This window comes from Streptomyces lienomycini (assembly GCF_027947595.1).
GTDB classification, from domain to species: domain Bacteria; phylum Actinomycetota; class Actinomycetes; order Streptomycetales; family Streptomycetaceae; genus Streptomyces; species Streptomyces lienomycini.
Window position 1 is genome coordinate 1,620,031 of sequence record NZ_CP116257.1, and the last position, 13,534, is coordinate 1,633,564.

A 13,534-nucleotide genomic window follows, 5' to 3' on the forward strand; every position below is an offset into this window, starting at 1 on the left:
ACGTGTGCTATCCAACTCCAGCGTCTCTGGTCAGCTGAGCGATCCTCCGAGAGATCGTCTCTGGCGCAGGGCGTAGCCACCGCGGGGGCGACGCATGGGCGTGCAGGTGGAAACCTGCGCCCAGTGCTGCTCCTCGTGGCCGGTGTCGGCCGGCGCCGCCAGTGCTGATCGTCGTCACGCCCTGGTGCCGGTGGGCCGCGCGGGGCAGCGCTTTCCGGTCCGTGTGAGCGTGTCCCTCCGGACGCTGGCCCGCCTGGCCCATGGGGCTTGCGGGGGAGGGTGCCCTGCGTCGCCTGGGCGCGGGGCGTGTTGTCTTGCATCGAGTGGGTCCGGTCTTGGACCGGTCCTTTCGATGAGTCTCTGTGGGGGCGGGCGCGACCATGGCTTCAGCTTCGAGAGCGTCAACCACGTTGTGGATGACCATGGCACCGGTGGCGCGGTCGGTCACGGTCTTGGCCTGATGAGTCAGGCCCCGTGCGGCGATGCGCTGCCAGGCTCCGGTATCGCGGTCGCCCTGCCAGCCACAGCCCGTGTTCGGACACAGAGCCCACTTCCAACCAGGTGCGGTGGGACGGTCGGGTGCCTTGCGGTGCCGTAGCGGTACGAGGCAACGAGGGCAGTGCCGAGAGGTGCCCCGGGCAGGCACCGAGACAACGAGCATGCCCACCTCTGCGGCCAGGTGCCGAATGCGGTCGACGATCTTCCCACGTACCTGCTGCGAGAGCCGGGTGTTCAGGGTACGGCCCATGCCTCGGGCCTCCATCGAGCGGAGGTCTTCGACGTAGATCACCGTCGCACCGGCGGTGATCGCTTGGTCAACCGTCCATCGTGCTGCGGACCAGGCAAGTGCGTCATTGAGATTTGAGCGGCGACGGGAAAGGCGCTGCAGCTCATCAGTCAGCACGGCACACTTGCTAGCCAGGGAATGCTCATCACAGTGCGTGATCAGCCGGTTGTAGTGGTCGACTTTGGCGCGAATGCGTTCGCTCTCACGGCGCAGGCGATGCTGCCTGGCTATGACTCCGTTGGCGCGAAAGGCTCCTCCAGCCCCGAGCGCGGTGATCTTCCCGTTGTCGTGCATGTGCACCGGGCCTGCGGTGAGTAGCGTGTTGAGGCCCCAGTCCACGCCAAGGGCGATTGCGTGTCCGGTGCGCTGAACCTTGGGCACAGCATGCGTGTAGGCGAGATCGGCCCTCAAGGCCTCATGCCGGACGCAGAGCGTGGGCAAGTGTAGTAGTGCGCCGGGAGGAATCGTCGGTGGCAGCCTGAACGGGCACGCAACCCAAGCCCAGTCCTGGTAGCAGCGTGGATCCGGACGGGTGGGCAATTGCAGCCTCAGAAGTGCCCGGCCTGGATCGTCCCCGCGAGTGACCGTGGCCTGCTGTCCGTCGCAGGCGGACAACAGCAGTATCCGCGCGCTTCGGGGCGTGGCCTCGAGTTCGAGCACGTCGGCAGGCATCCGGCCGTGACGGCGCCTGAAGGCGACGATTTGCCGGGTCCGGGCGGTGATGACGCTAGAAGGTAGGTGTGTGCCGCCGGGGACAGCCTCACGGACGGCATCCCACTCCTGTGGTGTGCGCCTACTCGGTTCGGCGGGCCATGACTCGAGGACTCCAGCGGTCAGGTCAGCCCGCCATTTCACCGCCCGCAGTGTGCGCCCGGCCTGTTCCTGTGCCATGCGCACGATCCGGTCATTGACACGGAGGCCCTCGGCCGGTGTGACTGACCAGCCCAGGCGGCGCAACGCCATCCATGCGTGCGATGGCAGAGCCCGCCCCCTGGCGTCCACACCCGAGGCCAGCATATCCACGGCGGTGGCGTGCCAGTGCGTGGCCAAGAGGTCAGCAGCCATGTCGGAGACCAGAGATTCGACCCAGCCCACCCGCTGCGCCAGCGCAGCCGCTGTGAGGACCTCCCCGGTCTTCTCGACCACTCCGGTCCGCAACAGGACCTGGGCGCACGCGGTACGGGGTGCCTCGCCCTCGGCGAGTTTCAGCCTCCGACTCACGACCCCTCCCTCACCAACCGTGGCGCGATGCTGTCATCAGATCAACGACGGCCTCACGAGAAGGTCACACATTCGATCGGTGGATCCCTGTACGGCAGGATGCGGTGCCTGGGTGGCAGATAGGCCAAGGTCGGCGCATGAGTACGGACCTGCGCGTCCTCGGCGTGCACGACCGCTTCGAGGCCATCCTGTGCGCCGCCGAGCTGGGCGTCTCCAAGCCCGAGGCCGGAGCCTTCCGCGCGGCCTGCGACGCCCTCGGTCTCGCCCCGTCCGAGGTCGCCTACGTCGGCGACCACCCGGAGATCGACGGGCGCGGCGCCGCCGACGCCGGGCTGCTCTCCGTGTGGATCGACCGCGGCGGCGTGTACGCGGCCGTCGACCCGCCGGCCGGACCGCGCCGCATCGCCTCCCTCTCCGAACTTCCGGCGCTGCTCGGCGCCGATACCCGTTTTGGAGCCCCGTCCACCTTCGGGTAATGTTCTTCCTGCGCCGCCGGAGAGCGGGCCGAAAGGCCGGGAACCGGAGGCGCAACGCTAGAACAAAAACCCTCCGGGGCTTGCGTTCCAGTGGCCTATGGTGTAATTGGCAGCACGACTGATTCTGGTTCAGTTAGTCTAGGTTCGAGTCCTGGTAGGCCAGCTCGCAGAGCTTATCTGCGCCGCGGATCACATCCGCAAGGCCCCCGTTGTGTAGCGGCCTAGCACGCCGCCCTCTCAAGGCGGTAGCGCCGGTTCGAATCCGGTCGGGGGTACAGATCCTTCCCGCGAGGACAGCTCGGGTCGCTCCCACTGTCGTCACGTGGACAACATCCGGCTACCGCCGGGTGGGGATCGCTAGGGCCCCCGTTGTGTAGCGGCCTAGCACGCCGCCCTCTCAAGGCGGTAGCGCCGGTTCGAATCCGGTCGGGGGTACGAACTGGTCTAAACCACATTGGTCTATGGTGTAATTGGCAGCACGACTGATTCTGGTTCAGTTAGTCTAGGTTCGAGTCCTGGTAGACCAGCTCGGATCTGCGGCGATGCAGCATCGAACGCCCGCAAGATCCACGCCCCCGTTGTGTAGCGGCCTAGCACGCCGCCCTCTCAAGGCGGTAGCGCCGGTTCGAATCCGGTCGGGGGTACGTCAGTCCCAAGGGGGCTTCCGCTGAGGCGGGAGCCCCCTTCGGCGTTGGTGTGCTTTCCCCGACGCCTACTCGATGCCGTACCGCCGCGCCGACTCCTCCTCCTGCGCCAGCCGATGCAGGGCCCGCAGCACCGGCTGGAAGAGCACCGCCGCCGCGACCGCCATCTCGACCTGCTCCGCCTCCGAGGCGTGCGTCTCCATGAAGTCCAGGTCCCGCTTGGCCACCTCCATCATCAACTCGCCGTACGGCGCCATCAGTTCCGCGTCCCACGGATAGTCGAGGCGGCGCAGCGCGGCCACCGCCACCACCAGGGACCGGTGCACCGGAGAGAGCGGCGCCATCTCCCGGGAGGTCTCCCAGCCCAGCGACTCCAGCAGCCGGTCCACCTCGGCCCGGGCGGCCGCCACCGCCGGGTCCCGGTCGTCGGGCTCCGCGTCCTGCGGCAGCGCCCACAGGGCCGCCCCCAGCCGGATGGTGCGGCCCAGCGAGTCGTCGTCGACATGCCCGAGCACCTCCCGGGCCGTCGCCACCGGCACCTTGCCGACCTGGATCAGCGCCCGTACCAGCCGCAGTCGGCGCAGATGACCGTCGTCGTACTCGGCGGTCGTCGCGTTGACCTGCCGGCCGGGCGGCAACAGGCCCTCGCGCAGGTAGTACTTGATCGTCGCGGTGGACACCCCGCTGCGCTTGCTCAGGTCGGCCAGTCGCATCCCTTGCGCCCTTCTTCGGATAGCGACACTATCTAAGCAGCATCACTTGGACAGTGAAGCTCGCCAACAGGGGGAGGCGTCATGCCGGGCAAGAACGCGACCGCGACCCGCACCACCGCCGCCGCCGAGGGGGACGTGACCGTCCTGCTCATCGGCATGCGGATCAACCATTTCTGGGCCGTCCACCACTGGCTCCCGGTCCTCCTCGCCATGCCGCGCATGCTCCGCGAACTGGCGAAGGACCCGGAGCGCGGGCTCCTGAACCACGTCCTGCTGACGGCCTCGCCGCGGACGTACTACGTCGTCCAGTACTGGGAGTCCAAGGAGAAGCTCTACCGGTACGCGCACGCGTCCGACATGTTCCACCACCGGGCGTGGGCGATCATCAACGGCAAGGAACGCGAGGGCAAGGTGCGCGGGCACGTGGGGCTGTGGCACGAGGCGTACGTCGTGCCCGAGGGGTCGTACGAGTCGATCTACGCCGACATGCCCGCGTTCGGGCTCGCGGCGGCGCACGGACAGGTGCCCGTCGAGCGGCGGGGCAGGCGGGCGCGGGACCGCTTCGCGCACCGGACGCGGGAGAGCGCGCCGATGAGGTCGCACAAGAGGCTGGTCACCGGGGGAGAGGGCCCGGACGGGGCCTGAGAACGGCGCGGGGCCCGCCGCGGCGTTGAGGCGGGCCCGTTGTCGGTCGTGGTCGGCGGGACGGTCAGCCGGTGCGGCGCAGTGCCTCGGAGAGGCGGCCGGCGGCGTCGATGATCGCCTGTGCGTGCATGCGGCCGGGGTGGCGGGTGAGGCGCTCGATGGGCCCGGAGACGGACACGGCGGCCACCACGCGGTTGGAGGGGCCGCGCACCGGCGCGGAGACGGACGCGACGCCCGGCTCCCGCTCGCCGATGGACTGGGCCCAGCCGCGGCGCCGCACACCGGACAGCGCCGTCGCCGTGAACCGGGCGCCCTGCAGACCGCGGTGGAGGCGCTCGGGCTCCTCCCAGGCCATCAGGATCTGCGCCGAGGAACCGGCCTTCATGGTGAGCGTGGAGCCGACCGGGACCGTGTCCCTGAGGCCCGACAGACGCTCGGCCGCGGCCACGCAGATGCGCATGTCGCCCTGGCGGCGGTAGAGCTGCGCGCTCTCGCCCGTGACGTCGCGCAGGTGGGTGAGGACCGGGCCCGCCGTGGCGAGCAGACGGTCCTCGCCGGCCGCCGCGGCCAGTTCGGCCAGGCGCGGGCCGAGGATGAAGCGCCCCTGCATGTCGCGCGCCACCATACGGTGGTGTTCCAGCGCCACGGCCAGGCGGTGGGCCGTGGGTCGTGCCAGTCCGGTCGCAGCCACCAGTCCCGCGAGGGTGGCCGGGCCGGACTCCAGAGCGCTCAGGACGAGGGCCGCCTTGTCCAGAACGCCGACGCCGCTACTGTTGTCCATGAAACGATACTCCCGTCTCACTCTGTGAAACGCAAGTTCAATTTTCCATGGAACGCGCCACTCTGGACGGCAGGAAGTCACAACGGCCCGTGACGAAGGGGCCTGGTGGCGGTTGCCCGGAATCACAGGGGTGCGGGCGCCGCTTCCCCAAGATCTCTAGTTGGGTCGGCGCTTCGTCGCCGACCGGAGGGAAAGCGATGGGTAGGACACTCGCGGAGAAGGTCTGGGACGACCATGTCGTCCGGCGCGCCGAGGGCGAGCCCGACCTCCTCTTCATCGATCTGCACCTGCTGCACGAGGTGACCAGCCCGCAGGCCTTCGACGGCCTCCGCATGAGCGGCCGCCCGGTGCGCCGACTCGACCTGACCATCGCCACCGAGGACCACAACACCCCGACGCTCGACATCGACAAGCCCATCGCCGACCCGGTCTCCCGGGCCCAGCTGGAGACGCTGCGGGCGAACTGCGCGGAGTTCGGCGTCCGGCTGCACCCGCTGGGCGACGTCGAGCAGGGCGTCGTGCACGTCGTCGGCCCGCAGCTGGGTCTGACCCAGCCCGGTACCACCGTGGTCTGCGGCGACTCGCACACCTCCACGCACGGCGCCTTCGGCGCGCTGGCGTTCGGCATCGGCACCTCCCAGGTCGAGCACGTGTTGGCCACCCAGACGCTGCCCATGACCCGCCCGAAGACCATGGCGATCACCGTCAACGGCGAACTGCCCGACGGCGTCACGGCCAAGGACCTGATCCTGGCGATCATCGCGAGGATCGGCACCGGCGGCGGCCAGGGCTACATCCTGGAGTACCGGGGCGAGGCCATCGAGAAGCTCTCGATGGAGGCCCGCATGACCATCTGCAACATGTCGATCGAGGCCGGTGCCCGCGCGGGCATGATCGCCCCGGACGAGACCACCTTCGCCTACCTCCAGGGCCGCCCGCACGCCCCCGAGGGCGCCGACTGGGACGCGGCCGTCGCGTACTGGAAGACGCTGCGCACGGACGACGACGCCGAGTTCGACGCCGAGGTGGTCGTCGAGGCCGCCGAGCTGTCCCCGTTCGTCACCTGGGGCACCAACCCGGGCCAGGGCGCACCGCTTTCCGCCGCCGTCCCCGACCCGGCGTCCTACGAAGACGCCTCGGAGCGCTTCGCCGCCGAGAAGGCCCTGGAGTACATGGGGTTGGAGGCCGGCCAGCCGCTGCGCTCCATCGCGGTGGACACCGTCTTCGTGGGCTCCTGCACCAACGGCCGCATCGAGGACCTGCGCGCCGCCGCCGACATCGTCCGCAGCCGCAAAGTCGCCGACGGCGTACGCATGCTGGTCGTCCCGGGCTCCGCGCGGGTCGGTCTGCAGGCCGTCTCCGAGGGCCTGGACGTGGTCTTCAAGGAGGCCGGCGCCGAATGGCGGCACGCGGGCTGCTCGATGTGCCTGGGCATGAACCCGGACCAGCTCGCCCCCGGTGAGCGCTCCGCGTCCACCTCCAACCGCAACTTCGAGGGACGCCAGGGCAAGGGCGGCCGCACCCACCTGGTGTCGCCGCAGGTGGCGGCCGCGACGGCGGTCCTGGGTCACCTGGCCTCCCCGGCCGACCTGTCCGCCGCCGACGTCCCCACGCCCGCTGGAGTCTGAGAGTCATGGAAGCGTTCACCAAGCACACCGGCCGGGCCGTCCCGCTGCGCCGCGGCAACGTCGACACCGACCAGATCATCCCCGCCCACTGGCTCAAGAAGGTGACGCGGGACGGGTTCGAGGACGGGCTCTTCGAGGCCTGGCGCAAGGACCCCGAGTTCGTGCTCAACCGGCCCGAGCGCGAGGGCGCCACCGTCCTGGTCGCGGGCCCCGACTTCGGCACCGGCTCCTCTCGCGAGCACGCCGTCTGGGCGCTGCAGAACTACGGCTTCAAGACCGTGATCTCCTCCCGCTTCGCCGACATCTTCCGCGGCAACTCGCTGAAGAACGGCCTGCTCACGGTGGTCCTCGACCAGAAGACCGTGGACACGCTGTGGGAGCTGGTGGAGAAGGACCCCCAGGCCGAGATCACCGTCGACCTGGAGGCCCGCGAGGTCCGCGCCGAGGGCGTCACCGCCGCCTTCGAACTGGACGAGAACTCCCGCTGGCGACTGCTGAACGGGCTGGACGACATCTCGATCACCCTGCGGAACGAGGCGGACATCGCCGCGTACGAGGCGAAGCGCCCGTCGCACAAGCCGCAGACCCTCCAGGTCTGACTTCCGGATCCCACCGCCCCCCGGGGCTCCACAAGGTCGAGTTTCGGCCACCCGACACCCCCGCCGTACCCCCGATCAGCCCGATCGGGGGTACGGCCGTTTTCGTGCCCGCCCGAGCCCGCCCGTCACGGAAGTGACGCACAACTCCCCACGTTAGAGGCGTTGTTGCCGGGGTACGCACCTCACCAAGGATGTGCTTCCGGCGGTGCGTGGAAGGCCGTTCGAGGCGGCAGTTGCCCCCTGCGCAGGCGACAACTCGCCCCAGATGGCACAATCTGTGCATGGAACACGACGGCCAACTCGAGCTCTATACGGCGGTCGCGGTCCGGCTCAAGGAAGCGCACACAAGAGTGCGCGCACTGCAAGTCCCGGAGGGCGTACGGATGGCGCTGACCCGGAAGCTGCTGGTCATTACGGCCGCGGCCAAACACGATCTCGCCGGTGCGGCAAGGCGCCTGGATCGGTTCACCGACGACCTCGACGCGGGTCGATTCCCCGAAGAGGAAGGCTGAACCGGCCGGGACAGCCCGAGTCCGTTGCGGCACAAGGGTGATTAGCCCGTTTCGTGTTTGATTTGCGGTATATATCTGCCTAACGTGCGAAAAAGCTTGAACACATTCGTTCTGGCGATGTCTCCGAAGGGGAAGACGTGAACAAGGCGCAGCTCGTAGAAGCGATTGCCGACAAGCTGGGGGGCCGGCAGCAGGCCGCCGACGCTGTCGACGCGGTCCTGGACGCCCTCGTCCGTGCCGTTGTCGCGGGCGACCGGGTCTCGGTCACCGGCTTCGGTTCCTTCGAGAAGGTCGACCGCCCGGCCCGCTACGCCCGCAACCCGCAGACGGGCGAGCGGGTTCGGGTCAAGAAGACCTCCGTGCCGCGCTTCCGTGCGGGCCAGGGCTTCAAGGACCTGGTGAGCGGCTCGAAGAAGCTCCCGAAGAACGACATCGCGGTCAAGAAGGCCCCCAAGGGCAGCCTCTCCGGCCCGCCGCCCACCATCTCCAGGGCCGCGGGCAAGAAGGCCGCCGCCAAGAAGGCCACGGGCGCCGCGAAGAAGGCCACGGGCGCGGCCAAGAAGACGTCGGCGGCGGCGAAGAAGACCACCGCCAAGAAGACCACCGGGGCGGCCACGACGACGGCGAAGAAGGCCCCCGCCAAGAAGTCCCCCGCCAAGAGCACCACGGCGGCCGCGAAGAAGACCGCGGCCAAGAAGGCCCCCGCGAAGAAGGCGACCGCCAAGAAGGCCCCGGCCAAGAAGTCGACCGCCCGCAAGACCACCGCCAAGAAGGCCACCGCCCGCAAGAAGTAGGGGCGGCGGCAGGCAGCGCCGGGCGAAACGGGCACAGGGGCACCACGCGCCGGGCCGGACTCCTCTCGGAGTCCGGCCCGCGGCGTGTCCGGGACCCGGCGAACGGGCCCGCGGATCAGAACGTCTGCAGCGTCACCAGCGTGATCCGGCGCTCTCCGCTCCCGGCCCCGGGCCCGGTCTCGATCCGCACCCGCTGTCCGGGCCGCAGCAGCCGCAGCCCCCCCGCGTCGAACGCCGCCGCGCCGAAGGACATGGGCGTCCCGTCGTCGAGCAGCACCTGCCCGCTGCGGCTGTCGGGGTCGTACGTGTACGCGGTCGCCTGCATGCCGGCAGCCTACTGCCCGGCGATCAGCAACCGCGCCGTCACCGCGGCCGTACGGGGCCCCACCCCCAGCGCCAGCGCGGCGCGGAGATCACCCCCGGTGTCGACGTCCTGCCGTACGGAATCCACCGCGCCGAGGCGCAGTTCCACCGCGCCGGACGCCCGGTGGCGGGCCCGGGAATCCGAACCGAATGCGGGGGACAATTCACCGCCCGGCGCCGCCGCCAGCAAGGTGGTGCCGATTCCGGCCGCGTCCGGGAGAAAAGCACGCGGGAATTGCGCCGCCGCGTCCAGCACCCGGGCCAATTCCGCCGGCCGCAGCGCGGGAAGATCGGCGTTGAGCGCGGCCACCGGACTTTCCGGACGCGCCGCCCGTACCGCGGCCGCGCCGTGCGCCAGCGCGGCGTTCAGACCGCCCCCGGGCTCGTCCGGCACGACACCCGCGCCGAGCGCCCCCAGTTCCCGCGCGGCCCGCGCGTCGTCCGTGACGACTGCCACATCCGCGACCGCCGGGCAGGCCAGCGCGGCTGCCACGGTGTCCAGTGCGAACGCCAGCGCGAGCCCCGGCCGCACCCCGTCGTCCGCGGTGTCCGACAGCCTGCTCTTGGCCCGGGCGAGGGTCTTCACGGGCACGACCAAGGTCCACTGCACGAGCGTTCCGTCCTTCTCTCGTCGCCGTCATTGTCACCTGCGAGCCCTGGCGGTTCACTCTTCGGGGCGTACGGTGTTCTCGACAGACGGGCGGCCCGGGGCGACACTTGTCCGGCCCCAGGCCCTGGAGGAAAGGTGTCAGCGTGCCCCGCCGCAGAATCGGCTTCTGGTACCGCTTGGCCGCGGTGATCTGCAAACCGCCGCTGGTGGTTCTGATCAAGCGGGACTGGCGGGGAATGGAGAACATTCCGGCCGAGGGTGGATTTATCACCGCCGTGAACCACAATTCGCACGTGGACCCCTTCGCGTACGCGCACTACCAGTACAACACCGGACGCGTCCCGCGATTCCTGGCGAAGAGCGGCCTTTTCAGGAAGGGCTTCGTCGGCGCCGCGATGCGCGGGACCGGGCAGATCCCCGTCTACCGCGAGAGCACGGACGCGCTGAGCGCCTTCCGGGCCGCGATCGACGCCGTGGAGCGTGGCGAGTGCGTCGCCTTCTACCCCGAGGGCACCCTCACCCGCGACCCGGACGGCTGGCCCATGACCGGCAAGACCGGCGCCGCGCGCGTCGCCCTGCAGACCAAGTGCCCGGTGATCCCGGTCGCCCAGTGGGGCTGCAACGAACTGCTGCCGCCGTACGCCAAGAAGCCCGACCTCCTGCCGCGCAAGACCCACCAGGTGCTCGCGGGCCCGCCCGTCGACCTGTCGCGGTTCTACGACAGGGAGATGACCACGGAGCTGCTGAAGGAGGCCACCGAGGTCATCATGGCCGCCGTCACCCGCCAGCTGGAGCAGATCCGCGGCGAGAAGGCACCCGAAACCCCCTACGACCCGCGCCGCGAGCGGATCGAGCAGCGGCGCCGCACCCAGCGGGCGCAGACGCAGCCGGCTCCGCCGCGCACGCACGGAACGCAGGCAGAAGGGCAGAGCACGTGAGCAAGCCGGTCAGGGCGGCCGTCTTCGGCACCGGATCCTGGGGCACCGCCTTCGGCGCGGTCCTCGCCGACGCGGGATGCGACGTCACCCTGTGGGGGCGCCGCGCCGCACTCGCCGACGCCGTCAACTCCACCCGCACCAACCCGGACTACCTGCCCGGAGTGGAACTCCCCGAGAACCTGCGGGCCACCACCGACGCCGCCGAGGCCGCGCGGGACGCCGACTTCACCGTCCTCGCCGTCCCCTCCCAGACGCTGCGCGCGGGCCTCGCCGACTGGGCGCCGCTGCTGGCCCCCGGCACCGTCCTGGTGTCGCTGATGAAGGGCGTCGAACTCGGCTCCGCGATGCGGATGAGCGAGGTGATCGAGGACGTCGCCAAGGTCGGTGCCGAGCGCATCGCCGTGGTCACCGGGCCCAACCTGGCCCGCGAGATCGCCGCCCGGATGCCGGCCGCCGCCGTGGTCGCCTCCCCCGACGAGGAGGTCGCCCGGCGCCTGCAGACCGCCTGCCACACGCCGTACTTCCGTCCGTACACCAACACCGACGTCGTCGGCTGCGAGCTGGGCGGCGCCGTGAAGAACGTGATCGGGCTGGCCGTCGGCATCGCGGACGGCATGGGACTCGGCGACAACGCCAAGGGCTCCCTCATCACCCGCGGCCTCGCCGAGACCACCCGCCTCGGAGTCGCCCTCGGCGCCGACCCGCTGACCTTCTCCGGCCTCGCCGGCCTCGGCGACCTGGTGGCGACCTGCTCCTCGCCGCTCTCCCGCAACCACACCTTCGGCACCAACCTCGGCAAGGGCATGACCCTCGAGGAGACCATCGCGGTCACCAAGCAGACCGCCGAGGGCGTCAAGTCCTGCGAGTCGGTGCTGGATCTGGCCCGCAGGCACCAGGTCGACATGCCGATCACCGAGACGGTCGTCGCCATCGTGCACGAGGGCAAGTCCCCGGTGGTCGCCGTCAAGGAGCTGATGTCGCGCAGCGCGAAGCCCGAACGACGCTGAGCGACACCGCACCCGTACCGGACCGGAACCGGTCCCGAACCCCGTCCGCCACCCGCGCCACGCGGCCCCGCCGACGCTGTCTCGAGGCACCGCGGGCGGGTACCCTCAACGCGATATGAGCACCGAGAACCTCCCCCCAAGCCTTGAGCAGAGCCCTCAGCGGCCGCCTCGCAAACCGCGTGTGGCCGTCGTGTTCGGCGGGCGCAGCTCCGAACACGGGATCTCCGTGGTCACCGCCGGCGCCGTCCTCGCGGCCATCGACCGGACGCGGTACGACGTCCTGCCGATCGGCATCACCAGGGACGGCCGCTGGGCGCTCACCGCCGACGAACCGGAACGCATGGCGATCACCGAACGCCGTACGCCCGACGTCGAGGAACTGGCCGAATCGACCGAGGGCGGCGTGCTGCTCCCCGTCGACCCCGCCAACCGCGAGGTCGTCTACAGCGAACCCGGCTCGGTGCCCAAGGCGCTCGGCGAGGTCGACGTCGTCTTCCCCGTGCTGCACGGCCCGTACGGCGAGGACGGCACCCTCCAGGGGCTGCTGGAGCTGTCCGGGGTGCCCTACGTCGGCGCGGGCGTGCTCGCCTCCGCCGTCGGCCAGGACAAGGAGTACATGAAGGCGGTCTTCACCTCCTACGGGCTCAAGGTCGGCCCGTACGCGGTGATCCGGCCCCGCGAGTGGGAGCAGGACCGTTCCGGCGCCCGCAGGAAGATCGTCGACTTCGCCGGCGAGCACGGCTGGCCGCTGTTCGTGAAGCCCGCGCGCGCGGGATCCTCCATCGGCATCACCAAGGTCGACGACCTCTCCGGCCTCGACGAGGCGATCGAGGAGGCCCGGCGCCACGACCCCAAGATCCTGGTCGAGGCGGCGCTGCGCGGCCGGGAGATCGAGTGCGGGGTGCTGGAGTTCGAGGACGGCCCCCGGGCCTCCGTCCCCGCCGAGATCCCGCCGCCCTCGGAGCACGCGTACTACGACTTCGAGGCCAAGTACCTCGACTCCACCCCCGGTGTCGTGCCGGCCCCGCTCACGGCCGAGGAGACCGCCGAGGTGCAGCGGCTGGCGGTCGCGGCGTTCGACGCGGCCTCCTGCGAGGGGCTGGTCCGCGCGGACTTCTTCCTCACCGAGGACGACGAGTTCGTCATCAACGAGATCAACACCATGCCCGGCTTCACTCCGATCTCCATGTACCCGCAGATGTGGCAGAAGAGCGGCGTGAGCTACCCGGAACTGGTCGACCGGCTGGTGCAGGCGGCGCTGCGGCGGTCCACGGGACTGCGCTGACACCCGTCCCGTGCACGGCCGAGAAGGCGATCCCCTGAGGGATCGCCTTCTCGCAGTATGATCAGCGGGTTTCCCGGCCCGTCGCCCGCGGGCGGCAGCGCCTTGTCCGGGTTCCGCCACAGCTTGACGACCGCCCGCCCGGCCCCGGAACCGCCGCCGACCCGCTGTCGTCTGCCGAGGAACAGCCCATGGTGACGATCAACGGTGCGGCAGCGAGCGGACGGAGAGGGGGCGAGGGCTAGAGATGGACGACCGGACAGGTCAGAGTGCGGGTGATGCCGTCCACTTGCTGGACTTTGGCGACCACCATGCGTCCCAGTTCGTCGACGGTGTCGGACTGGGCGCGGACGATGACGTCATAGGGTCCTGTCACGTCCTCGGCCTGGATCACTCCAGGGAGCTTGCTGATCGTCTCGGCGACGGTCGACGCCTTGCCGACCTCCGTCTGGATCAGGATGTACGCCTGTACCACGGAACCTCCAGAGCGGCCACGAGGATCATGTGGGGAAAAGGAACGCCACGGTATCGCGT

Annotated in this window: 14 protein-coding genes, 5 tRNA genes and 1 pseudogene; 14 read left to right on the top strand and 6 right to left on the bottom strand. The window is 70.2% G+C overall.

Annotated elements, in window-relative coordinates; translation table 11 throughout:
• Positions 1–7: 7 nt before the first annotated feature.
• Positions 8–1,852, bottom strand: a complete 1,845-nt coding sequence (locus tag BJ961_RS36115; RefSeq protein ID WP_381332907.1) for a zinc ribbon domain-containing protein — start codon at positions 1,850–1,852, stop codon at positions 8–10.
• Positions 1,853–2,157: 305 nt separating this feature from the next.
• On the opposite strand from BJ961_RS36115, the pseudogene BJ961_RS07595 reads away from it, so the two are divergent.
• The 6 genes and pseudogenes from BJ961_RS07595 to BJ961_RS07620 all read left to right on the top strand — a co-directional run.
• Positions 2,158–2,484, top strand: a pseudogene (locus tag BJ961_RS07595) (HAD family hydrolase); the annotation flags it as partial.
• A gap of 91 nt (positions 2,485–2,575) precedes the next feature.
• Positions 2,576–2,647, top strand: a tRNA-Gln gene (locus BJ961_RS07600).
• 39 nt (positions 2,648–2,686) lie between these two features.
• Positions 2,687–2,759, top strand: a tRNA-Glu gene (locus BJ961_RS07605).
• A gap of 87 nt (positions 2,760–2,846) precedes the next feature.
• Positions 2,847–2,919 (top strand) — tRNA-Glu (locus BJ961_RS07610).
• A 20-nt stretch (positions 2,920–2,939) separates the two neighbouring features.
• Positions 2,940–3,011 (top strand) — tRNA-Gln (locus BJ961_RS07615).
• Between the two features lie 44 nt (positions 3,012–3,055).
• A tRNA-Glu gene (locus BJ961_RS07620) sits at positions 3,056–3,128 on the top strand.
• A gap of 68 nt (positions 3,129–3,196) precedes the next feature.
• Here the strand turns inward: BJ961_RS07620 and BJ961_RS07625 are convergent.
• Positions 3,197–3,841 (bottom strand): MerR family transcriptional regulator, encoded by a 645-nt coding sequence (locus BJ961_RS07625; RefSeq protein ID WP_271320545.1) that lies wholly within the window; start codon positions 3,839–3,841, stop codon positions 3,197–3,199.
• An 81-nt stretch (positions 3,842–3,922) separates the two neighbouring features.
• Between BJ961_RS07625 and BJ961_RS07630 the strand changes: the two genes are divergently transcribed.
• Positions 3,923–4,486, top strand: coding sequence for a DUF4188 domain-containing protein (locus BJ961_RS07630; RefSeq protein ID WP_271320546.1), 564 nt, complete (start codon positions 3,923–3,925; stop codon positions 4,484–4,486).
• A 64-nt stretch (positions 4,487–4,550) separates the two neighbouring features.
• Here BJ961_RS07630 and ndgR read toward each other — a convergent pair whose 3' ends face one another.
• A complete protein-coding gene (ndgR, locus tag BJ961_RS07635) occupies positions 4,551–5,267 on the bottom strand; it encodes an IclR family transcriptional regulator NdgR (RefSeq protein WP_053137572.1) in 717 nt (238 codons plus the stop codon).
• 197 nt (positions 5,268–5,464) lie between these two features.
• Between ndgR and leuC the strand changes: the two genes are divergently transcribed.
• The 4 genes from leuC (at position 5,465) to BJ961_RS07655 (ending at position 8,800) form a co-directional block, all read left to right on the top strand.
• On the top strand, positions 5,465–6,895 hold the full coding sequence (leuC, locus tag BJ961_RS07640; RefSeq protein ID WP_271320547.1) for a 3-isopropylmalate dehydratase large subunit: 1,431 nt from the start codon (positions 5,465–5,467) through the stop codon (positions 6,893–6,895).
• 5 nt (positions 6,896–6,900) lie between these two features.
• Complete coding sequence (gene leuD, locus BJ961_RS07645) at positions 6,901–7,494, top strand: 3-isopropylmalate dehydratase small subunit (protein ID WP_271320548.1); 594 nt, start codon at positions 6,901–6,903, stop codon at positions 7,492–7,494.
• A gap of 281 nt (positions 7,495–7,775) precedes the next feature.
• On the top strand, positions 7,776–8,006 hold the full coding sequence (locus tag BJ961_RS07650) for an SCO5555 family protein (protein ID WP_133889503.1): 231 nt from the start codon (positions 7,776–7,778) through the stop codon (positions 8,004–8,006).
• Positions 8,007–8,143: 137 nt separating this feature from the next.
• Complete coding sequence (locus BJ961_RS07655) at positions 8,144–8,800, top strand: HU family DNA-binding protein (protein WP_271320549.1); 657 nt, start codon at positions 8,144–8,146, stop codon at positions 8,798–8,800.
• Between the two features lie 115 nt (positions 8,801–8,915).
• On the opposite strand, the gene BJ961_RS07660 is transcribed toward BJ961_RS07655, so the two are convergent.
• Positions 8,916–9,125, bottom strand: coding sequence for a hypothetical protein (locus tag BJ961_RS07660; protein WP_271320550.1), 210 nt, complete (start codon positions 9,123–9,125; stop codon positions 8,916–8,918).
• A 9-nt stretch (positions 9,126–9,134) separates the two neighbouring features.
• A complete protein-coding gene (gene cofC / locus BJ961_RS07665; protein WP_271320551.1) occupies positions 9,135–9,773 on the bottom strand; it encodes a 2-phospho-L-lactate guanylyltransferase in 639 nt (212 codons plus the stop codon).
• Positions 9,774–9,916: 143 nt separating this feature from the next.
• Between cofC and BJ961_RS07670 the strand changes: the two genes are divergently transcribed.
• From BJ961_RS07670 to BJ961_RS07680, 3 genes are all read left to right on the top strand, one after another.
• Positions 9,917–10,711 (top strand): lysophospholipid acyltransferase family protein, encoded by a 795-nt coding sequence (locus tag BJ961_RS07670; protein ID WP_271320552.1) that lies wholly within the window; start codon positions 9,917–9,919, stop codon positions 10,709–10,711.
• On the top strand, positions 10,708–11,718 hold the full coding sequence (locus tag BJ961_RS07675) for an NAD(P)H-dependent glycerol-3-phosphate dehydrogenase (protein ID WP_271320553.1): 1,011 nt from the start codon (positions 10,708–10,710) through the stop codon (positions 11,716–11,718). The genes BJ961_RS07670 and BJ961_RS07675 overlap by 4 nt, the downstream gene beginning before the upstream one ends.
• 115 nt (positions 11,719–11,833) lie before the next feature.
• Entirely contained in the window at positions 11,834–13,003 is a 1,170-nt protein-coding gene (locus BJ961_RS07680; protein WP_271320554.1) for a D-alanine--D-alanine ligase family protein, read from the top strand.
• Between the two features lie 238 nt (positions 13,004–13,241).
• Here the strand turns inward: BJ961_RS07680 and BJ961_RS07690 are convergent, their stop codons facing one another.
• Positions 13,242–13,475 (bottom strand): Lrp/AsnC family transcriptional regulator, encoded by a 234-nt coding sequence (locus tag BJ961_RS07690; RefSeq protein ID WP_003973433.1) that lies wholly within the window; start codon positions 13,473–13,475, stop codon positions 13,242–13,244.
• Positions 13,476–13,534: the final 59 nt, after the last annotated feature.

What these genes read in the sequence shown, in the direction of transcription:
- BJ961_RS36115 (WP_381332907.1), bottom strand. Translation starts at nt 1,852, where the DNA reads ATGGCTGCTGACCTCTTGGCCACGCACTGGCACGCCACCGCCGTGGAT.
- BJ961_RS07625 (WP_271320545.1), bottom strand. Translation starts at nt 3,841, where the DNA reads ATGCGACTGGCCGACCTGAGCAAGCGCAGCGGGGTGTCCACCGCGACG.
- BJ961_RS07630 (WP_271320546.1), top strand. Translation starts at nt 3,923, where the DNA reads ATGCCGGGCAAGAACGCGACCGCGACCCGCACCACCGCCGCCGCCGAG.
- ndgR (WP_053137572.1), bottom strand. Translation starts at nt 5,267, where the DNA reads ATGGACAACAGTAGCGGCGTCGGCGTTCTGGACAAGGCGGCCCTCGTC.
- leuC (WP_271320547.1), top strand. Translation starts at nt 5,465, where the DNA reads ATGGGTAGGACACTCGCGGAGAAGGTCTGGGACGACCATGTCGTCCGG.
- leuD (WP_271320548.1), top strand. Translation starts at nt 6,901, where the DNA reads ATGGAAGCGTTCACCAAGCACACCGGCCGGGCCGTCCCGCTGCGCCGC.
- BJ961_RS07650 (WP_133889503.1), top strand. Translation starts at nt 7,776, where the DNA reads ATGGAACACGACGGCCAACTCGAGCTCTATACGGCGGTCGCGGTCCGG.
- BJ961_RS07660 (WP_271320550.1), bottom strand. Translation starts at nt 9,125, where the DNA reads ATGCAGGCGACCGCGTACACGTACGACCCCGACAGCCGCAGCGGGCAG.
- BJ961_RS07680 (WP_271320554.1), top strand. Translation starts at nt 11,834, where the DNA reads ATGAGCACCGAGAACCTCCCCCCAAGCCTTGAGCAGAGCCCTCAGCGG.